This window comes from Pseudomonas sp. GW821-FHT02H06 (genome assembly GCF_059421525.1).
The window spans coordinates 37,528-58,034 of sequence record NZ_JBWKVD010000020.1 but is presented as its reverse complement, the minus strand read 5'-3'; the positions used below and the strand labels follow the sequence as shown (position 1 = coordinate 58,034).

The following is a 20,507-nucleotide window of genomic DNA, read 5'->3' as shown; positions in this document are numbered from 1 at the left end:
CAAGTGACGGATTATTCAGCCGATATCCCGGTGTGCAAGGCAGTCGGTGACGGTTGTGCCGGGGTGTTCACGGCCCGGAATCTGTCGCTTCTGCACCCCATGAGGTAGTTATCGATGACATTCCATTCGCTCATTCACACACTGGGCAGCGCACTCTGTGTGGCGCTGTTGCTGTGCGTGGGCACTGGCGCGTCGGGAGCTGAATCGATTAACTCGAACGCGGCTCGTGTCGAGATCCATGTGGTCACCGAAGAACTCCCACCCTATAACATGACCCGCGACGGGGGGCTCACCGGCATGAGCACCGAGGTGGTCCAGGCGGTGTTGAAGGAGGTCAATGTGCAGGCCTCCATTCAATCCATGCCCTGGGCGCGGGCTTATGATCTGGCGCTGCACACGCCCAATGTGTTGATCTACTCCATCACCCGCACCGCCGAGCGCGAGCGGCTGTTCAAGTGGGTCGGCACCATCGCCGCGTCGCGCTGGTTTCTGTATTCGTCTGCCAGCCATCCCGTCACGCTGCTGAGCCTGGACGATGCCCGGGACTGGCAAACCGCGACGGTCAACGAAGACGTCGGCGAGCAGTACCTGATGGCGCGCGCGTTCGAGATCGGTCATCAGCTGCAATCGAGCAACCGCTACGAATTCAACTACCAGAAACTGCAGACCGGCCACGTCGAGCTGTGGATTTCCGACGAGCTCAACGCTTACTACCTCGCCCGGCAGGTCGGCGATGACCCCACCCGAACCCTGGTGCAATCCCTGCGCATAAAAGAGCTGGAAGAAGCCGGCGGCTTCAACATGGCGTTCAGCATGGGCACGCCCGACGCCACGGTGCAGCTGTTTCAGAAAGCCCTTGAGACCATTCGCGCCAACGGCACCTACGACGCCATCGCGCGCAAGTGGCAATGAGCATGCCGTTCGACACCCCTTCCGACCCGCCCGGCGACACCCGCCCGGACCCTCGCAATGGACAGCGCACCGGTTCGCTGGCACGGCGTCTGGTGCTGGCGACGCTGGCGTTCTGCATGCTGTTCACCGCCGCAACGGTGCTGGTGCGCACCTGGTTCGCTTGGAACACCAATCTGGCGAACATGAACGCCGAGCTGAGCCTGATCGATCAGGTGTTCCAGGGCACGCTGTCCAAAGCCGTGTGGGAGATGGATGATCAGGCGCTGCAGACCCAGATCGACAGCGTGGCCACGGCGGCGCCGGTGGGCCGCGTTCAGCTGACGATCCTGCGGCCCGGTCGCGCCCCCGAGATTCTGGAACACCAACACCCCGGCCACACCGGCTCGATCCTCGCCCCGGCGTTGCATCGGCAGCTGACGATTGCGCCCTACCCCGGCGCCAGCGAGGTGGTCGGCGAGCTGACCATCGAAGGCGACGAGAGCCTGCTGTGGAGACGCCTGTGGAAAGAAGTCGCGGTCATCATGCTCACCCAGATCATCCAGTCCCTGGCGCTCGCCGGGCTGATCATGGGGATGTTCAACCGCTCGGTGACCCTGCACGTGCGGCGCATTGCCCGCCACCTCGAACACCTGACACCGCTCAACCTCAAGACGCACCTGACGCTTGAGCGACGCGGCAAGGCCGGCGACGAACTCGACCTGCTCGAAGCGGGCGTCAATGACCTGCAGGACAAACTGGCCGCGCACCTGGAGCGTCAGGCGCGCGATGAAGTCACCCTCGCCGCCAGCCGCGACCAGCTCGCCGAACTGGTCGAGCAGCGCACCGCACAGCTCAAGGCCGCCAATACGCGACTGGAAGCCCTGACCCGCTTCGATCCGCTCACGGGCCTGGCCAACCGCCGGCATTTCGACGAGCTCAAGGAGCTGGAATTCAACCGCGCCTTGCGTCATCGCCAGCCGCTGTCGGTGCTGATGTGCGACATCGATTTCTTCAAGCTTTACAACGACACCTACGGCCATGCCCGGGGCGATCAATGCCTGCGCGATGTGGCGCTGGCCATGAGCGCGCTGTTTTCGCGCTCCGGCGAACTGGTGGCGCGGCTCGGCGGCGAAGAGTTCGCCGTGCTGCTGCCCGGCCAGGATGAGCAACAGGCACTGGCCTCGGCCGATCGCCTGCGCGGGCTGCTGGCCCGGCAACAACTGGTACACAGCGCTTCACCGGTCTCGCCTTTCGTGACCTTGAGTATCGGCGTGGCCGAGCTCGACCCGGCGAACATGGAGCACTTCGATCAACTGCTGCAGAGTGCCGACCGGGCGCTGTACCGGGCGAAAAGCCAGGGCCGGGACCGCTGTGTGATCTGAACCGAGAGGAATGCCATGGGAACAATTCATCGTCAGTGCAGCGTTCTGGTCACTTTCTTGATGTTTTTCGTGTGCCTGAACGCTGGCGCCGCGACGTTGCAAGTGGTGACCGAAGACTCCTCCTACAGCGCACTCGACGGCGACAAGGTGGTCGGGGTCGCCAGTGAAGTGGTCGAGCTGACCCTCGCCAACGCCGGCATCACCGATTACCACATGGCGCTGTACCCCTGGGCGCGGGCCTACGACATCGCGCGGCTGGAAGCGAACGTGCTGATCTACCCGATGATCCGCAGCAGTGCGCGCGAAGGGCTGTTCAAGTGGGTCGGCGAGCTGGAACACGTCATGCCGTCGTTCTACAAACTGCGCAAGCGCGGCGATGTGCGGGTCAAGGACTTGCAGGACGCCAGTCATTACACCGTCGGCGTGGTGCGCGACGATTCGCGCCAGCAATACCTGGAAGGCAAGGGGTTCAGCAGGATGGTGGTGTCGGCCAATAACCTCGACAACCTGCGCAAACTCATCAGCGGCCAGGTCGAGCTGATTCCCATGCCCGAGCGCGAGGCGCGGGAACAATGCGCTGATCTGCACATTGCCTTCGAGGACCTGGAAAGCGTCTTCACCCTCGACGAACTGTCCAAAGGTCTGTACGTCGCCCTCAGCGCCAGCACCCCGGACGAGACGGTCCAGCGAATCACCGCCGCCTTCGCCCGACTCAAACAGGACGGCACGGTGGACAGGGTCATCGCCGGGCAGTGACCGCAAGCCGTCCCACTCGGATCCCGGCCTGCAAAACCCGGTTTTCACGCCCCGGAAATCAGCGCCTCGGGGATTTCACAAAGCCTTCACAATCGTTTTGGAAAACTCCGCGCGGTCTGTCCCGCCTCCCCTCCCGGCAGCCATTGACTGACTCAGTCTGACGTCTCGGCCCCACGGATGGAAATGCCTGTTGCACCCGCACCCCAGGCACTGCGCGGCCCCTGATATGGAAATGAATCCGATGGTCAAACCGGTCACGTCTACTCGTCTGGTGATGCTGTTTTCCCTGTGTCTGGTGGTGTTCTACAACTTGGCGACCTGGCGCGCACTGGTTGATCTGGCGCAATTGCAGGGCGTCAAAGCCATCGCGTTCTATGTGTCGTTTGCCTTCCTGCTGTGGGCCGCAATCACCCTGCTGCTCACACCCTTTTCGTTTCGCCCGACGCTCAAGCCGGCGCTGAGTCTGGTGGCGCTGTGCTCGGCCGGCGCCGCGTATTTCATGAACACCTACGGCATCAGCATCGACACGACGATGATGCAGAACGTGCTGGAGACCAATCCCGGCGAGGCCGAGGCCCTGTTGAGCGGCAAGCTGTTTCTCTACCTGGGCCTGCTCGGCGTGCTGCCGATCGCGCTGATCTGGTGGGTGCCGGTGACCTACCGCCCCGTGCTGCCCGGGCTGGTCAACAAAGTGCTTGTCTGCATCGGCTGTTTGCTGGTGATCGCCGCTGCCGTCGGCCCCTTCTACTCGACCTATGCGCCGATCTTTCGCGATGAAGACAAGCTCACCCACTTCATCAATCCGACCAATTACATCTACGCCATCGGCAAGCTGACCAAGCAGACCGTCGCCATCAAAGAGACGCTGAAAATCCAGCCCGTCGGCGCCGACGCGGCGCTCAGCCCGCAAGCACAACAGCGGCCGAAAAAGAGCCTGATGATCTTCGTTGTCGGTGAAACGGCACGGGCCGACCACTTCTCCCTCAACGGTTACGGGCGGGAAACCAACCCGGAGCTGAAAAAGCAGGACATTCTCAACTTCACCCACGTGGCCTCGTGCGGTACCTCCACCGCCGTGTCAGTGCCGTGCATGTTTTCGAAGTTTCCGCGCACCGATTACAGCGACAAAAAGGGCAAGACCTACGAGGGTCTGCTGGACATGCTTCAGCGCGCCGGTCTGAAGGTGCTGTGGCTGGACAACAACAGCGACTGCAAAGGCACCTGCCTGCGCGTGCCCCACAGCGATATCCCGAAAAACCAGCCGAGCCCGTTCTGTGATGGCAAGAACTGCCTCGACGAATCCCTGCTGGTGGGCTTGCAGGACTACATCGACTCACTGCAGGACAACGCCATCATCGTCCTCCATTCCGATGGCAGCCACGGCCCGGAATACTACGACCGCTACCCCAAGAGCCTGGAGCGCTTCACGCCCGTCTGCCACACCAATCAGCTGGGCAGCTGCACGTCCGACGAGCTGAAAAACGTCTACGACAACACCATCCTCTACACCGATCATTTCCTGTCCCAGACCATCGAACTGCTCAAGCGCAATCAGGACAAGGTCGATGCGTCGATGATCTACGTCTCGGACCACGGCGAGTCCCTCGGCGAAAACGGCATCTACCTGCACGCCGCGCCGTACGCCATCGCACCGACGGCGCAGACCCACGTGCCGATGGTGATGTGGTTTGGCCACTCGACCCTGGAAGACGCCGGCGTCGATCGCACGTGCCTGGCGGCCAGGCAAGACCAGCCGGACCTGAGCCATGACTACATGTTTCATTCGGTGCTAGGCTTGCTCGGCGTTACCAGCACGGAATACCAACCGGCGCTGGACCTCTTTCACAGCTGCAAGCGCGACAAGGGATGAGTTGAAATGACCTGCCAGAACCCGGTGAAACGTCTTGATCAACCGGTGTTCTGGCGGGACGCGCAGCTGCCGTTCATTGAAGCGCGCTCCATCGACGACGGACGCAAGGTCTGTTATTCCCGTCATTCCCATGACGTGTTTTCCATCGGCGCAATCACCGCCGGGCAAAGCACGTACCTGCACGAGAAAACCACTCAGACCATCGCCGCCGGCACCGTTGTGCTGATGAACCCCGGCGAGGTCCACGCCTGCAACCCCATCGACGATCAGCCGTGGTCCTACCTGATGCTGTACGTGAACGCGCAGTGGCTGGGCGCGCTTCAGCGTGATTGCGGGGTCAACAACGGGGGCATGCTTCGCGGGTATCCGGCCACCCACAGTCGTGACCCGCTGTTGTTCAAAGGCTTGCTCGACTTGCATCGGCGGCTGGTGGATTCGCAGCTCGATACGCTGGCAAAACAGGAGGCCGCTGTCGGTTTTTTCAGCCTGGTCGAACAGCGTTTGGGCGGCTCGACGCTGACGCCAAGACAGCCCAATCCCAAGGTCGAGCGCGCGGCGCGGTACATCGATGCGCATTATCTGCAACCGATTCGGCTCGAGGATTTATGCGCGGTGGCGAACTTGTCCGAGGCCTACTTGATTCGAGCGTTCGAGCAGCATTACCACATGACACCCCACGCCTGGCTGGTCAACCGGCGCATCCAGCACGGCCAGGCGCAATTGCGCATCGGCGAGCCCATCGCCGACATCGCGCAGCAGAGTGGCTTTGCCGATCAGGCGCATTTTCAGCGGGCGTTCAAAAAGCATCTGGCCGTGACGCCGGGCCAGTACAAGCCGTGATCAGACGCCTGCTCGCCCGGACCTGAACGGGCTCAGACGTAAAACAGCGACACCGCGCAGCCTGCCAGCAGCGCCGCCATGCTGCGGTTGAACACGCGGATGCGCCGAGGGCTGCGCAAGTAAGGGCCGAGAAAAGCACCGGCGTAGGCCCAGCACGCCACCGACAGGTAGCACACGACGAAGTAGATCAACGCAAACAGACCGATCAGTCGCGCCTCGCCATCGGCCACAAACGCGCCCATCCCCGCCACCGCCGCCAGCCAGGCTTTCGGGTTCAGCCACTGCATCGCTGCGCCGTGCAGAAAGGACGGCTCGCGGGTCGGTTTGGCAACATTAAGGCGGCCGTCGTCCATGGCCAGTTTCCACGCCAGATAGAGCAGAAACGCCACCCCGGCCCAGCGAATGATCTCGGTCAGCATCGGGTAGCGCTGCAGCACTTCGTGCAGGCCGAAGCCGGTGAACATCAGCAGGACGACAAAGCCTACCGTCGCGCCGAGCACATGGCGCAGGCTCGCGACCAGACCGAACTGCGCGCCCGAACTGAGCGCCACAACGTTCACCGGCCCCGGCGATATGGACGCGGCCAGTGCGAACGCCGCCATGGAAATCATCAGATTCATTGCACGTGTCACCCTTCATTGACTGTGGGGTGAGTGTACGAAAGGCGCAGGAGCCGGCGATTGAACAAAACTGACCAATCGCCGACGGTGTGCCTGGTTCAGTGTTCAGGGCTCAGTCGTGGGCTTGGGTCAGTCGTGGGCCTGGGACAAGGGCCTCGCCACTTCTTCCAGGGATTTGCCTTCCGATGCCACGCCCCATATCGCCTGCACCACGGCAGCCAGCAACATCAACGCGGCACCGATCAGGTAGCCGAAAAACACCGGGCCGCGCTCATGGGTGTCGATCAACTGGCCGAACAGCGTCGGGCCGACGATGCCACCCAGCGCCGTGCCGAATGCATAGAACACCGCAATCGCCAGTGCACGGATCTCCAGCGGGAAGGTTTCGGCGACGGTCAGATAGGCCGAACTGGCCGCTGCCGACGCGAAAAAGAAAATGATCATCCAGGCGATGGCCTGCTGCGTGACATCCAGAACGCCCTGCTGAAACAGATAGCCGCTGAGAGTCAGCAGGACCCCGGACACGGCGTAGGTCAGGCTGATCATCACCCGTCGCCCCACCACATCGAACAGCCGGCCCAGCAGCAAGGGTCCGCAGAAGTTGCCCAGCGCCAGGGGCAGCACGTACCACCCGATCGACGCCGACGGCACCTGATAGAACTCGGTCAGCACCAGGGCGTAGGTAAAGAAAATCGCGTTGTAGAAAAACGCCTGGGCGGTCAGCAACGTCAGGCCCACCAGCGCGCGGCGGCGGTAGGTGTTGAACAGCGTGTGGAAAATCTCTTTCAGCGGCGTGTGGTCCCGCGCATGCAGACGCAAGGGCGGGCCTGTTGGCGCGGAGAGGTCGTGGCCCTGCCGGCGCAGGCGCTCTTCGATGCCTTCCACGATCACCCTCGCCTCTTCACCCTGGCCGTGAATCAGCAACCAGCGCGGACTTTCTGGCAGCCACAGGCGCATCAGCAGAATGATCAGACCGAGCACCGCGCCGATGCCGAAACACAGGCGCCAACCCATGTCCGCGCCGACCCAGGCGGCGTCCAGGAGCACGATGGAGCCGACCGCGCCCAAGGCCGCGCCGATCCAGAAGGTGCCGTTGATGGTCAGATCGACCCAGCCGCGAAACCGTGCGGGCGTGAATTCCTGGATGGTCGAATTGATCGCCGTGTACTCGCCGCCGATCCCCATCCCGGTAAGGAACCGGAACAGCAGGAAACTCCAGACGCTGAAGGAAAACGCCGTGGCGGCGGTCGCGGTGATGTACAGCGCGAGGGTGATGAAGAACAGTTTGCGCCGGCCGAGCCGGTCGGTCAGCCAGCCAAAAAACAACGCCCCCAGCACCGCGCCGCAGATATAGGCGCCGCCGGCCAGGCCGATGTCGGCGTTGGTCAGGTGCAGGACCGGGCTGTCTTTCAGCGCCCCGGACACCGAGCCCGCCAGGGTCACTTCCAGACCGTCGAGCAGCCAGGTGATGCCCAGCGCAAAGACCAGCAACGTATGAAACCGGCCCCACGGCAGACGATCGAGCCGGGCCGGCAGGTCCGTTTCAAACACTGCGCCTTTGGGGTCTGCCGCTACTGCCTGCACGCTGCTGATCGCCATGAGTCGTCCCCGTGGATCGGAAGTGATCTGTGGGTTCAGAGTTCGCGGGGTGCGTGGGAGTTCAGCGGGGGTGACGGGATCTGTGTCAGCCGCTGAACCTGTGGGACTGAGCTTGCTCAGGAAGAGGCCGGAACAGTCAGCCACTGTCTTCAGTGAGTAAGAGCAAGCCTTCGCGAGCAAGCTCGCTCCCACAGGATCGCGGATCCGACTCGCGGTCTCAGTCATTTTCCCAAGCCTGATTGTTCCCACGCTCCGCGTGGTAACACCGCTCAGGACGCTCCGCGTCCAGCGAAATGACGCGGAGCGTCATAGGGCGCGTGCCCACGCAGAGCGTGGGCACGATCAACAACTAAAAGCAGTCACCCGCGGCACCCGCGACAACCTAAAAAAAACCCACCAAACGGTGGGTTTCTTTTTTCAACGGGGCTGCGTGGGTTAAACGTTGAACACCGTCACCAGCTTGGTGTTCAGGTAGGCCTCGATCGCTTCGGTGCCGCCCTCGGACCCGTAGCCGGAATCCTTGATGCCGCCGAACGGCACTTCCACCAGGCCGATGCCCTGGTGGTTGATCGACAGCATGCCGGCTTCGATGCGGGTGCTGAGGATGTGGGTGGTTTTCATCGACGAGGTAAAGGCGTACGACGCCAGGCCAAACGGCACGCGGTTGGATTCCTTGACGGCATCCTCGACCGTGTCGAACGGCACCAGCAGCGCCACTGGGCCGAACGGTTCTTCGTTCATGATGCGCATTTCGGTGGTCAGGCCGCTGAGGACCGTGGGCTGGAAGAAGTAACCCGATCCTTCGATGGCCTTGCCGCCGACGTGGACCTTGGCGCCCTTGTCGCTGGCGTCCTTGATCAACGCGTTCAACGCCGGGATGCGTCGCTCGTTGGCCACCGGGCCCATGGTCACGCCCTGCTCCAGGCCGTTGCCGACTTTCAGCTCGTGGGTGTGGCCGACGAACTTCTCGACGAATTCATTGAACACGCCGCGCTGGACGAGAATACGTGTAGGTGACACGCAGACCTGCCCGGCGTTGCGGAACTTGGCGCCGGCCAGCGTGCGCGCGGCCAGGTCGATGTCTGCGTCGTCGAACACCAGCGCCGGGGCGTGCCCGCCGAGCTCCATGGTCGCGCGCTTCATGTGCTGACCGGCCAGCGCTGCCAGTTGCTTGCCCACCGGGGTCGAGCCGGTGAAAGTGACTTTCTTGATGGTCGGGTGCGCGATCAGGTAGCTGGATATCTGCGCAGGGTCGCCGTATACCAGGCCGATGACGCCGGCCGGAACGCCGGCATCGACGAACGCACGGACCAGTTCGGCAGGCGACGCCGGGGTTTCTTCCGGGGCCTTGACGATGATCGAGCAGCCGGCCGCCAGCGCCGACGACAGCTTGCGCACCACTTGGTTGATCGGGAAGTTCCACGGCGTGAACGCCGCCACGGGGCCGACCGGTTCCTTGATGACTTTCTGCTCGACCGAGACGTTGCGCGATGGCACCAGACGGCCGTAGGCGCGGCGGCCTTCTTCGGCGAGCCAGTCAATGATGTCGGCGGCGGACAGGGTTTCCATGCGCGCCTCGGCCAAGGGCTTGCCCTGTTCCTGGGTCATGATGTTGGCGATGTGATCGACGCGGTCGCGCAGCAGGTTGGCAGCCTTTTGCATGATTTTGTAGCGGTCGTAGGCCGGGGTGCTGCGCCACGTTTCAAAGCCGCGTTCGGCCGCTGCCAGCGCCTGGTCCAGATCAGCGATGTTGGCGTGGGCCACGGTGCCGAGGGTTTCGCCGTCGGCGGGGTTGATGACATCGAGGGTGCGGCCGTCTGAGCTGGCACGCCATTGACCATCGATGTAGAGCTGAACGTCTGGGTACATGGGGAACTCCAGATGCGCCTCGCGGGGAGGCGGAGGGAAGAAAGGCGCGCTGAACCTGCCGGATGCGCGCCGCTCGCGATCGGATTGGATCGGTTGCGGGACATCCTCAGAGATAGGGGCTGACGAGGCCGTTTTCAATGGCGCTGAACATGAAACTCGCGATTGGCGGTGACTGAGCCTCTTGTGTATGAAGATCAAGATCAAAAGCAGATCAAGGGCTTCCCGGCTAAAGCCGGTCCTACAGTCGACGCCAATCTTGCTGGATGCATGCAATGCATTTAGTGGGACCGGCTTTAGCCGGGAAGGGGCCGGTTTGTTCACCATAGATGTTGATGGTTCCCACGCTCCGCGTGGTAACACCGCCCCGGACGCTCCGCGTCCTGCAGACGACGCGGGGCGTGTTAGATCAGCATCAACTGCCGAGCGTAGGCGTGCAGGACCTCGCGCTGGATCATGAAGCTGGCGTATTTGCCTTCGCGCAGGGTGGCGATGAGGCCGGCGCGCTCGAGCTCTTTGGTGTGATGGGAAACGGTCGCGGCGCTGACGGGATGGACCTTCAGCACTTCGGCGCATGGAAGCGCCTGTTCACTGTCGCCGATCTGAACCAGAATCCGAAAGCGGCGGCTGTCAGCCAGCGCCCGGGCGATCAGTGCGAACTGCGAGTCACTCAACGGGAACTGCTGTGCCGTGCTGTTAATCATTGTGACGCCTCAGTAAAAACCTCCTTGTCCAGAGATACTGCGGAACAAACTCGACAGGCTGATGACGGTCACCATTGATGGCGGTCGACACTGGCGGTCAACAGTATGGAGGCTTCCGGCAAAAGATGGTTCAGCGCCGTGAGCATTACCCGGAACCACCCGACATCGATCGCTGACCTGGTCAATGTTTTCTGGCATCCTGCGCGCCCTTTTTACCTCGGCCGACTGCCATGCCTCACCTTGAACTTTGTACACAATCTCCTACCAAACTGTATTTATGCATGTGGACATGTTGTACAGTCGGCAATCCTGACCGGCAAGACAAGATGTCCGCACCGGTCGGAGATTTGTCATCCGCAAAGCCCATGACCCCATAAAAACAAAATGGCAGGCTAACCATGACCGCACCCCGCAACAGCGCCCCGACCCGCTCGGCTTCTGCTTCAGTCTCGTCCAGAACAGACCTCATCTACGGCCTGCATGACCGGCCGCATTTCACCGCCGCGGTCTTTGCGGCGTTACAGCACGTGCTCGCCAGTTTCGTCGGCATCATCACTCCCACCCTCATCGTCGGCAGCGTGCTCGGGCTGGACAGTGAAGTGCCGTACCTGATCAGCATGGCGTTGTTCGTGTCCGGGCTGGGCACCTTCGTTCAGGCCAAACGCATCGGCCCGATCGGCTCGGGGCTGCTGTGCCTGCAGGGCACCAGCTTTTCCTTCCTCAGCGTGATCCTGAGCGCCGGGTTTCTGGTCAAGAGTCGCGGCGGCGGCACCGACGAAATCCTCTCGACGATCTTCGGCGTGTGCTTCTGCGCGGCGTTCGTCGAAGTCGCCCTCAGCCAGTTCATCGGCAAATTGCGCAAGCTGATCACCCCGGTGGTCACCGGCACGATCATTACCCTGATGGGCCTGTCGCTGTTGAAAGTGGCCATGACCGACATGGCCGGCGGCTTCGGCGCCAGCGACCTGGGTTCGGCGGCGAACATGGGCCTGGCCGGCCTGGTGCTGATCACCATCGTGGTGCTCAACCGGTTCAATATTCCGTTACTGCGCCTGAGCGCAATCATCATCGGCCTGACCCTGGGCTTCGCCGTCGCCTGGTTCATGGGCCGGGTGGATTTCGCGCAGATGCCCCATGTCCCGGTGATGAGCCTGCCGGTGCCCTTCAAATACGGGTTTTCCTTCGATCTGCTGGCGTTCATTCCCATCGCGGTGATCTTTCTGGTGTCGCCGCTGGAGGCCGCCGGGGACCTCACCGCCAACTCGATGATCTCTCAGCAGCCGGTGAGCGGGCCGGTGTACATCCGCCGGATCAAGTCGGGGCTGCTGGCGGACGGGCTGAATTCGGCGCTGGCCGCGACCTTCAACAGCCTGCCCATGGTGACGTTCGCGCAGAACAACGGGGTGATTCAGCTGACCGGCGTGGCCAGCCGCTACGTGGCGTTTTTCATCGCCGGGATTCTGGTGCTGCTGGGCCTGTTCCCGATCATCGGCGCGGTGCTGCAACTGATGCCGAAGCCGGTGCTGGGCGGCGCGACGCTGATCATGTTCGGCACGGTCGCGGTGGCTGGCATCAAGATTCTCTCGGAGGCCGGTCTGCATCGGCGCAATATGCTGATCGTGGCGATTTCCCTGGGCATGGGCCTGGGCGTCGCGGCCGTGCCGGAGGTCTTGCGCGAGCTGCCCAAGGCGCTGCACAACATTTTCGAATCGCCCATCACCGTCGGCGCGTTCTGCGCGATCATCCTCAACATCTTTCTACCGGAGGAATACCAGGAGCCGGAGCTCACCGAATTCGACCCGGAAGCTGCCACGCTTAAGGTGCTGCAGGATCCGCCCCCTAGCCCTGCCGCGGGACCTGACGCAGAACCTCTCCCGGCGCGCGGGGTCGCACACTTGAATCGTCAGGACGTTTGAAGGGGCGTGTTGCGCCCCAACGGCCTGCCATGGGAGTCACCGATGCCGCTACGCCCGATCCGCACCCTCCTCGCCGGCCTGACCCTGGTGCTCGCACTCAGCGCCTGCGCGCTGTTTCCCAGCCGCGATCCGCTGAACATCAACGTAGTGGGCATCGATCCCCTGCCCGGCCAGGATCTGGAAATCCGCTTCGCCGTGAAGCTGCGCCTGCAAAACCCCAACGACACCGACATCCAGTACGACGGTGTGGCGCTGAATCTGGACGTCAACGGCCGCTTGCTGGCCTCTGGCGTGAGCGACCAGAAAGGCACGATTGGGCGGTTCTCCGAAGGCGTGTTGACGGTGCCGGTCACCGTGTCAGCCTTTGCCGCCCTGCGCCAGGCGGTGGGCCTTGCCGATCAGCAACGGCTGGACAACCTTCCCTACGAATTGCACGGCAAATTGGCCGGCGGACTGTTCGGCACGATGCGCTTCGAGGACAGCGGCACGCTGAGCCTGCCGAAACCGGCCAGCGGCACTTGGTGATGGCGGCTTGGTAGAACGTCGCTAGGTGCTTTCCCGACCGATCAACCGGCACTCCAGCAGATTCAACCGCTGAAAGACCTCCTCCGTGACAATCACACCCAGCCGTTGCAGCACCCGCTCGGCAGCGAGCACGCCGATCTGAAGCGCCGGCGGCTTGATCGTGCTGAGGCTGGGCATGAGCATTTCGGCGAAGGGGTAATCGCCGAAACCCAGCATCGCGCAATCACCTGGAATGCTTACCCCTGCACGCTGGGCCGCGAGCAAGCCGCCGGCGGCCAGGTTGTCGTTGGCGAAGAAGATCGCATCGGGAGGCGTGGCCCGCTGCATCAGTTCGGTGAGCGCCTGCTTGCCGGCTTCGAACGGCGCGAGATCGCCCGCCGGGGTGAAAATCTGCGGGCTGACCCCGGCCTCCCCCAGCGCCAGCACATACCCGGCGCAACGCTCCTGAGCGCTGAAGTCCCCCGCCGCACTGTTGAGCACGAACGCAATTCGCTGATAGCCACGTTGAAGCAGATAACGCGCGCCAGTGACCCCGACCTCGTGGTGGGAAAAGCCGATCTGGATCGGCGCGCGGTCGGGCTGGTAGTCCCAGGTTTCGATCATCGGAATGTCCGTCGCCGCGAGCATCTTCTCCGTGGCCTCACTGTGGAAGTGGCTGGTGACCACCAGCGCAGCGGGTGACCAGCCGAGAAACGCGCGGATCGCCCGCTCTTCCTGCTCGGTGGAGAAGTAGCTCGACGCCAGCAGTAACTGATAGCCGTGCCGGGCCAGGGTGTCGCTGAAGCCCTGAATGGTGTCCGCAAAAATCGGCCCGGAGATGTTCGGTACCACCATCGCCACGATCCTGCCCTTGGCCGACGCCAGCCCTCCGGCGACCAGATTGGGCACGTAACCCAGTTCGGCAACGGCGGCCGCGATACGCTGACGATGCTCGTCGGACACCTGATCCGGCTGATTGAAATAGCGCGACACGGTCATCGTCGACACGCCGACGTGGCGAGCCACCGCGTCCTGAGTGACGCGCCCGGCACCGCGCCGCTTGCGTGGGGGATCCCCTGTGTCCGTCAAAACGCCGCTCCTGGCAAAAGCCTGTTTATAACCAGAGATTATTTAAAGCAGATTTTTCAGTATTGGACGGTCTATCCACCGATTACCGATACTGGCGATGTTAGCGCTAACTGACAGTATCAGCTACTCGCTTGAGCGAACGCCCACCTTTCTGCCGCGCAGCACACCAGTGGCCGCAGAGCCACCTTCCGACAGGCATTCATCAGCGAGCAACGATCATGCGACAAACCGGGGCGTTCTATTCACCGAGTCACCTTAGTCAGGCCATTGCCACGGCATTAGCGCTGTGTGCGCTGCCGGCCTTCGCCGCGGACGTGTCCACAGCGTCGCCAATGGCGGAGCAAGCACCCGAAACCGCCACCCTCCAGGCGGTCACGGTCACCGCCACCCGCCGGGAAGAACCGCTGCAGCAGGTCCCGGTCGCCGTCACGGTACTGGACGGCGAACAGCTGGAGCGTGACAACCGCAACGGCGTCGCCAGCATCGCGCAGCAAGTGCCTGCGCTGAATTTCCGCACCGGTGCGTCGAACAAGGACACCTCATTGTTCATGCGCGGCGTCGGCACCATTTCCACGTCCCCGGGCGTCGAGCCGACTGTCGCGACGGTGGTGGACGGCGTGGTCTATGCGCGGCCCGGCCAAGCGACCCTGGACCTGCTGGACCTGGAACGCATCGAAGTCCTGCGTGGCCCCCAAGGCACGCTGTTCGGCAAGAACGCCTCGGCCGGTGTGCTGAACATCGTCAGCAAGGCGCCCACCGCAGAGACCCACGGCTACATCGATCAGTCGTACTACAGCGGCAATGAAAGCCGCACCCGTTTCGGCATTGGCGGCAGCCTGATTCCCGATACGCTGAAAGCCTCGGTCACGACCCTGTTCGGCACCTACGACGGCAACGTGCACAACAAGGCCAACGGGCAGGAGGTCAACGGCTACAACCACAAAGGCGCGCGCGGCAAGCTGGAGTTCACCCCCAACGAAGACGTCAAACTGACGGTCATCGGCGACTACATGCAGTCCCATGACGACACTCCCAACGGGGTCATCAGCCAAGCGCTGACACCTGCCTTCGCCAACGCGCTGTCGCCGGTGCGCGCCAGCAACGACAACCGCGATCTGGTCAGTGACTACCGCAGCCATGTCGACGACATCAACAAAGGCTTGTCGGCGCAACTGGACTGGAACCTGGGCGATTACACGCTGACCTCGATCACCGCCTGGCGCGGCTGGAACAACACCCAGTGGCAGGATGGCGACCGACTGGCCAACGTCAGCGCCGCCTTCCCCGGCACCGAAGACAAGGGCGATCTGGATTTCAATCAGTACTCCCAGGAGCTGCGACTGGCCTCGCCGGAAGGGCAGTTCCTCGAGTACGTCGGCGGCCTGTATTACATGCACGGCAAGGACGACGAAACCTACCGCCGCACGCTGATCACGCCCACCGCGACCAACACCGGCGTCGCCGACTACAGCACCACCAGCGACAGCTACGCGGTGTTCGGCGAAAGCACGCTGAATTTCACCCCGGCGTTTCGCGGCATCGCCGGTCTGCGCTGGACCCACGACGACCTGGAATACGATCACCGCCGCGTGTCGACGTCCGCTACTACGGTCAGCGGCATTCAGCCCGGCACCAGCAGCTCCGGTTCGGTGGACGAAGACGGCTGGTCCGGGCGGCTGGGCGTGCAATATGACCTGAGCGATTCGGTCATGGCTTACCTCACCTACTCGCGCGGCTACAAAGGCCCGGCTTACAACGTGTTCTTCAACATGCAGCCCCGGGACACCGGCGCCCTCAAACCCGAGACCTCCAACAACTGGGAGCTGGGCATCAAGGCCACCACCTGGAACCACCGCCTGACCACCAACGTCGCGGTGTTCCACAGCGAGTACAGCAACTATCAGGCGAACTTCTTCGACAGCGTCGCGGGCCAGGTGGTGACCCGGCTGATCAACGCCGGCAGCGTCAGCACCGAAGGGGTCGAGGCCGACTACGCCTTGCAGGCCACACGCAACCTGAAGTTCTCCGGCGCCATCGCCTACACCAAGGCGCGCATCGACCAGTTCAGCTGCCCGACGGGCGCCGCGGCGTCCTGTGACGTGAACGGCAAGACGCTGCCCTACGCGCCGGACTGGAAAAGTTACGTACGCGCCGATTACACCATCCCGCTGGACAACGGGCTGGACATCGAACTGGGCACTGACTACAGCTGGCAGAGCGAAGTGCAGTACGACATCAGCCAGAACCCGGACACCAAACAGGGCGCCTACGGCCTGTGGAACGCCAGCGCAGCCGTGGCCGATTACAGCAATGGCTGGCGCGTCGCGGTGCTGGCGAAAAACCTCACCGACAGATCCTATTCCCCCCTGCTTGCCAGCGGCACGGGCTACATCTACCGCGCCGTGCCACGGGACGACGAGCGCTACTTCGGCGTGCAAGTGCGCAAGGATTTCTGAACATGGGCGAACCGTCACAAGGACACTGCATGAAAGGCATCGGCAATGAGCACTGAATCCCGCCACACACACACTGAGCCCCGGCAGATGAAACTGGGCGCGTTCCTGATGGCCACCGGTCACCACGTTGCGGCGTGGCGCCACCCGGACGTGCCGGCCAACGCGGGCCTTGACTTCAAGCACTACAAACACCTGGCGCAGGTGGCCGAAGCAGCGAAGTTTGACACGCTGTTCATCGCCGACAGCGTGGCGGCCGCGACGGGAGACGCCGCCAGCTCCATGGCGCGTTCGGACCACTTCGAACCCCTGACGCTGGTTTCGGCGTTGAGTGCGGTCACCGAGCGCATCGGCCTGATCGTCACCGCCACCACCAGCTACAACGAGCCCTTTCACATCGCCCGTAAATTCGCCTCCCTGGATCACCTGTCCGGAGGCCGTGCGGGCTGGAACCTGGTGACGTCGGATGCCGCCGCCGAAGCCCTGAATTTCGGCCGCGACGAGCACATCGACCACGCCGAGCGCTACAGCCGCGCCCGGGAGTTTCATCAGGTGGTGACCGGATTGTGGGACAGCTGGGACGACGACGCTTTCGTGCGGGACAAGGCCAGTGGCGCGTATTACCGCCCTGACGGCCTCCACGTGCTGGATCATCAGGGTGAGCACTTCAAGGTCAAAGGCCCGCTCAATGTGGCCCGCTCGCCCCAGGGTCAGCCGGTGGTGGTTCAGGCCGGCTCGTCGGAGGCCGGTCGCACGCTGGCGGCGCAGACTGCCGAAGTGGTATTCACCGCTCAGCCTTCGCTGGCCGCTGCCCAGGCGTTCTATCAAGACCTGAAGTCTCGGGCCGTCGGGTTCGGCCGAGACCCCGACACGCTCAAGATCATGCCCGGCATGTTCGTAGTCGTCGGTGACAGCGAGGCCCAGGCCCGGGACAAATTCGAGGCATTCCAGGCACTGGTTGAGCCCCGCGTGGGTGTCGCGTTACTGGGAAGAATGCTGGGCAATTTCGACCTCTCGGGTTACCCGCTGGACGAACCCTTGCCCGCGCTGCCATTGACCCGGAGCGGCCAGCAAAGCCGCCAGGCCCTGCTCTCGCAACTGGCGCAGGACGAGAACCTGACCCTGGCCCAGCTAGGACGAAAAATCGCCGGCGGTCGAGGCCACTTCAGTGTGGTCGGCACCCCGAGTCAGATCGCCGATCAGTGGCAGATATGGTTCGAGCAGGGCGCGGCCGACGGCTTCAACGTGCTGGTGCCGCACCTGCCGGGCGGGCTGGAAGACGTCGCGCACAAGGTGATTCCGGAGCTGCAGCGGCGCGGCTTGTTCCGACAGGACTACACCGGCAGCACCTTGCGCGAGCACCTGGGTTTGCCGCGTCCGGCCAACCGCTTCAGCGCGCCGCCAGGCCATCGCCCTGCACACAGAAACCAAGAGGGTTTGAAAGGATGAAGACATTGCGCACATTGGGCAGCGCTTTGCTGGCTGTGATCGGGATCAACCTGGCCTGCGCGAACGTCGCGGCCGCCGCCGATTCATCCGACCCGGCCGAGTTGCGCATCGGGTACCAGAAGGGCTCGATTGCGTTGGTGCTGGCCAAGGAACAGGGGCTGCTGGAGAAGCGCTTCCCGAATACCCACGTGCAGTGGATCGAATTCCCGGCCGGGCCGCAGATGCTGGAGGCGTTGAATATCGGTGCGTTGGACGTGGGCTCCACCGGCGACATTCCGCCGCTGTTCGCCCAGGCCGCCGGGGCCGATCTGCTCTACATCGGCGCCGAGCCCGCCAAGCCGCAGGCGGAAACCCTGCTGGTCTCGGCCGACAGCCCGCTGCATCAGGTGGCGGAGTTGAAGGGCAAAAAGGTGGCGTTCCAGAAAGGCTCCAGCTCGCACAACCTGATCCTCCGCGCCCTGAACCATGCCGGGTTGAAATACACGGACATTCAGCCGGTCTACCTCAGCCCGGCCGATGCCCGCGCGGCATTCGAGCAAGGCAGCGTCGATGCCTGGGCGATCTGGGAACCGTTTTCGTCGCTGGCATTGAGCGGCGGCCGCGCCCGGCTCTTGGGGGACGGCACCGACCTGGGACTGTCCGGGCCGATCTACACGGCCAGACGTTCGTACGCCAGTGGGCACGGGGCGTTCATCAACGCATTGCTTGAACAGCTTACGAATGCCGAAGCGCTGACCCGCAGCCAGCGGCAGCTGAGCCTGGACGTGCTGACGCGGTCGATGGGGCTGCCCCAGGCGGTGATTGCCCGTTACATGGACAACCGCCCTGCCTCACCGATCCTGCCGATCACCCCGCAGATCATTGCGGCGCAGCAGCAGACGGCCGATCTGTTCTTCGAAAACCATTTGCTGCCCAAACGCATTGACGTGAGCGCGGCGGCCAGGCCGTAGCCGTACGCTGTCAGTGGGACCGGCTTTACGGTTTTAGTGGGACCGGCTTTAGCCGGGAAGGGGTCAGGCGCAACACCGCAGAGCTCTGCAAAAATGATGTCGCCAGGACTGACCTATTCCCGGCTGAAGCCGGTCCCACTAAACCGCGCATGGCAGGACCGGCTTCAGCCGGGAAGGCGTCCGACGGGCTAAACCGAAACCTACCCCCGCGCCGCTGCCACCAGTCGATTGACCTCGGCGCGCACCATGTTGGCGTACTCCGGCGGCGACATGGCGTCGAGCTCACCGCGCACCCACTCCGACCATTTGCCCTTGCGCTTGGCCCGTTCGCCCATCAGCCGGGCGGCGTCACCTTTGGCCTTGCCCAGATTGCTCTGCCACAGATCGAACAGGCGGGACTTTTCGTCCTCGATCGCGGCACGTTCCGGAAGGGTTTTATTGGCCAGGTTGTAGCTCATGGTATGTACCTCGGTGGTCAAAACGAAACGCATAAACGGAGCCGGTGACGGGCTCGAAAAACGTCAGCATCTTACACCCGCCGACCGTGAATCCCGACCCCATTACGCGTACTTTTTGCCGGCTGGGGGAAAAGCGCTGCAACTTTTCAGGCGCTCAAAACTCCATTGCACACTGCCATAACCACTGAAAGGAAATTTGCCATGGCTCGTAAAACTGCTGCCCAAAACGCCGCTGTCGAACAGATCAAGGATCAAGCGTTCAGCGAACTGGCCGCCCTCATTGAAGAGTCCGACAAACTGCTCAAAGACAGCGCCTCCCTGGTCGGCGAAGAAGCCGATACCGTGCGTGCGCAACTGAGCCAGAAACTCAAGCAGGCGCTGGAATCCGTGGGCAGCGTGCGCGAACGCGCCAAACCAGCCGTTGATGCCACCGAAAACTACATCGGCGGCCACCCATGGCAGACCGTGGCAGTCTCGGCAGGCTTTGGTCTGGTAGTGGGTCTGTTGCTGGGCCGTCGTTGATTAACGACGCCTGACCTGGTAGCAAGATTGAATTTGGCCGGGGCATCGCGTGATGCCACCGGCTTCAAACCCTCAAGACCTCGGCGCGATCACTTCCAGCTGTGACAGGCGATGGCCCTTGACCATCGCGGCATCGATCTCTGTCTTGGCCTTCTCGGCATCCGCCTGAGACTCGAACGGTCCGATCATCACCACTTCCCTGCCATCGACCTTCACCACGTAAGACGGGTAATGGTGCTCGACCAGCCAGTAGGTCATGTCGCTCAGCGCTTCTTTCAAATGGACACGAATGGTCCATTGCTGCGAAGCCGGCGTCGGTGCTTCCGCGGTCGAATCAGTGCTCGGAACCTGGGCGGGCGTCGCCGGCTTGCCACCATCACAACCCGCCAGCATCAACACCGCCACCATCATTGCCATCTTGCGCACGTCTGTCGCTCCTCGTTTGAAGTGGCGGGAGTCTATCACCGCAGACAGGCGGGAGTTGTAACGGCCCGACGCTACACCGCCGGGCTGCAGCAGTGGACCCGCATTCAAGCCTCCCCGCTCACAAAGCCCTGAAAAGTTTGCTGCCCGCTCCACAAATAACCGAACCCGATGATGGCACTGTGGTCAATCTCTCAAGTCATTTCCCAGGCGTA

At 62.9% G+C, this 20,507-nt stretch carries 18 protein-coding genes; 11 read left to right on the top strand and 7 right to left on the bottom strand.

Going from position 1 to position 20,507, the window contains the following annotated elements:
- Positions 1 to 114 precede the first annotated feature (114 nt).
- The 5 genes from AC07VF_RS23750 (at position 115) to AC07VF_RS23730 (ending at position 5,739) form a co-directional block, all read left to right on the top strand.
- Positions 115 to 912, top strand: coding sequence for a substrate-binding periplasmic protein (locus AC07VF_RS23750; RefSeq protein WP_495009748.1), 798 nt, complete (start codon positions 115 to 117; stop codon positions 910 to 912).
- 2 nt (positions 913 to 914) lie between these two features.
- Complete coding sequence (locus AC07VF_RS23745) at positions 915 to 2,273, top strand: GGDEF domain-containing protein (protein ID WP_495009749.1); 1,359 nt, start codon at positions 915 to 917, stop codon at positions 2,271 to 2,273.
- A gap of 15 nt (positions 2,274 to 2,288) precedes the next feature.
- Entirely contained in the window at positions 2,289 to 3,029 is a 741-nt protein-coding gene (locus tag AC07VF_RS23740; protein WP_346627799.1) for a substrate-binding periplasmic protein, read from the top strand.
- A 226-nt stretch (positions 3,030 to 3,255) separates the two neighbouring features.
- Positions 3,256 to 4,899: a phosphoethanolamine transferase gene (locus AC07VF_RS23735; RefSeq protein WP_495009750.1), complete on the top strand. Its 1,644-nt coding sequence runs from the start codon at positions 3,256 to 3,258 to the stop codon at positions 4,897 to 4,899.
- A 6-nt stretch (positions 4,900 to 4,905) separates the two neighbouring features.
- Positions 4,906 to 5,739 carry an AraC family transcriptional regulator gene (locus AC07VF_RS23730; protein ID WP_495009751.1) on the top strand — a complete coding sequence of 278 codons (834 nt, stop codon included), beginning with the start codon at positions 4,906 to 4,908 and terminating at the stop codon, positions 5,737 to 5,739.
- A gap of 32 nt (positions 5,740 to 5,771) precedes the next feature.
- Here AC07VF_RS23730 and AC07VF_RS23725 read toward each other — a convergent pair whose 3' ends face one another.
- From AC07VF_RS23725 to AC07VF_RS23710, 4 genes are all read right to left on the bottom strand, one after another.
- Positions 5,772 to 6,359 (bottom strand): LysE family translocator, encoded by a 588-nt coding sequence (locus tag AC07VF_RS23725; protein ID WP_282373347.1) that lies wholly within the window; start codon positions 6,357 to 6,359, stop codon positions 5,772 to 5,774.
- Between the two features lie 129 nt (positions 6,360 to 6,488).
- Positions 6,489 to 7,958: an MFS transporter gene (locus AC07VF_RS23720; protein WP_495009752.1), complete on the bottom strand. Its 1,470-nt coding sequence runs from the start codon at positions 7,956 to 7,958 to the stop codon at positions 6,489 to 6,491.
- Between the two features lie 435 nt (positions 7,959 to 8,393).
- Positions 8,394 to 9,827 carry an NAD-dependent succinate-semialdehyde dehydrogenase gene (locus AC07VF_RS23715; RefSeq protein WP_495009753.1) on the bottom strand — a complete coding sequence of 478 codons (1,434 nt, stop codon included), beginning with the start codon at positions 9,825 to 9,827 and terminating at the stop codon, positions 8,394 to 8,396.
- Between the two features lie 401 nt (positions 9,828 to 10,228).
- On the bottom strand, positions 10,229 to 10,528 hold the full coding sequence (locus AC07VF_RS23710) for an ArsR/SmtB family transcription factor (RefSeq protein ID WP_192172389.1): 300 nt from the start codon (positions 10,526 to 10,528) through the stop codon (positions 10,229 to 10,231).
- Positions 10,529 to 10,926: 398 nt separating this feature from the next.
- On the opposite strand from AC07VF_RS23710, the gene AC07VF_RS23705 reads away from it, so the two are divergent.
- Both AC07VF_RS23705 and AC07VF_RS23700 read left to right on the top strand, forming a co-directional pair.
- Positions 10,927 to 12,444: a nucleobase:cation symporter-2 family protein gene (locus tag AC07VF_RS23705; protein WP_495009754.1), complete on the top strand. Its 1,518-nt coding sequence runs from the start codon at positions 10,927 to 10,929 to the stop codon at positions 12,442 to 12,444.
- A 42-nt stretch (positions 12,445 to 12,486) separates the two neighbouring features.
- Entirely contained in the window at positions 12,487 to 12,969 is a 483-nt protein-coding gene (locus AC07VF_RS23700; protein ID WP_495009755.1) for an LEA/WHy family protein, read from the top strand.
- Positions 12,970 to 12,990: 21 nt separating this feature from the next.
- Here the strand turns inward: AC07VF_RS23700 and AC07VF_RS23695 are convergent, their stop codons facing one another.
- Complete coding sequence (locus tag AC07VF_RS23695; RefSeq protein WP_495009756.1) at positions 12,991 to 14,037, bottom strand: LacI family DNA-binding transcriptional regulator; 1,047 nt, start codon at positions 14,035 to 14,037, stop codon at positions 12,991 to 12,993.
- A 218-nt stretch (positions 14,038 to 14,255) separates the two neighbouring features.
- Between AC07VF_RS23695 and AC07VF_RS23690 the strand changes: the two genes are divergently transcribed.
- From AC07VF_RS23690 to AC07VF_RS23680, 3 genes are read left to right on the top strand one after another with little or no spacing between them, the layout of a single operon-like run.
- Entirely contained in the window at positions 14,256 to 16,493 is a 2,238-nt protein-coding gene (locus tag AC07VF_RS23690; RefSeq protein ID WP_495009757.1) for a TonB-dependent receptor, read from the top strand.
- Positions 16,494 to 16,538: 45 nt separating this feature from the next.
- A complete protein-coding gene (locus AC07VF_RS23685; protein WP_346628888.1) occupies positions 16,539 to 17,939 on the top strand; it encodes an LLM class flavin-dependent oxidoreductase in 1,401 nt (466 codons plus the stop codon).
- Positions 17,936 to 18,889, top strand: a complete 954-nt coding sequence (locus AC07VF_RS23680; protein WP_495009758.1) for an aliphatic sulfonate ABC transporter substrate-binding protein — start codon at positions 17,936 to 17,938, stop codon at positions 18,887 to 18,889. The genes AC07VF_RS23685 and AC07VF_RS23680 overlap by 4 nt, the downstream gene beginning before the upstream one ends.
- 200 nt (positions 18,890 to 19,089) lie before the next feature.
- On the opposite strand, the gene AC07VF_RS23675 is transcribed toward AC07VF_RS23680, so the two are convergent.
- Positions 19,090 to 19,347, bottom strand: coding sequence for a hypothetical protein (locus AC07VF_RS23675; protein WP_122534790.1), 258 nt, complete (start codon positions 19,345 to 19,347; stop codon positions 19,090 to 19,092).
- Positions 19,348 to 19,548: 201 nt separating this feature from the next.
- Here AC07VF_RS23675 and AC07VF_RS23670 point away from each other — a divergent pair, with 201 nt between their 5' ends.
- Positions 19,549 to 19,869 (top strand): ElaB/YgaM/YqjD family protein, encoded by a 321-nt coding sequence (locus AC07VF_RS23670; protein WP_192172383.1) that lies wholly within the window; start codon positions 19,549 to 19,551, stop codon positions 19,867 to 19,869.
- Positions 19,870 to 19,941: 72 nt separating this feature from the next.
- On the opposite strand, the gene AC07VF_RS23665 is transcribed toward AC07VF_RS23670, so the two are convergent.
- A complete protein-coding gene (locus AC07VF_RS23665; protein ID WP_192172382.1) occupies positions 19,942 to 20,295 on the bottom strand; it encodes an SPOR domain-containing protein in 354 nt (117 codons plus the stop codon).
- Between the last annotated feature and the right edge of the window lie 212 nt (positions 20,296 to 20,507).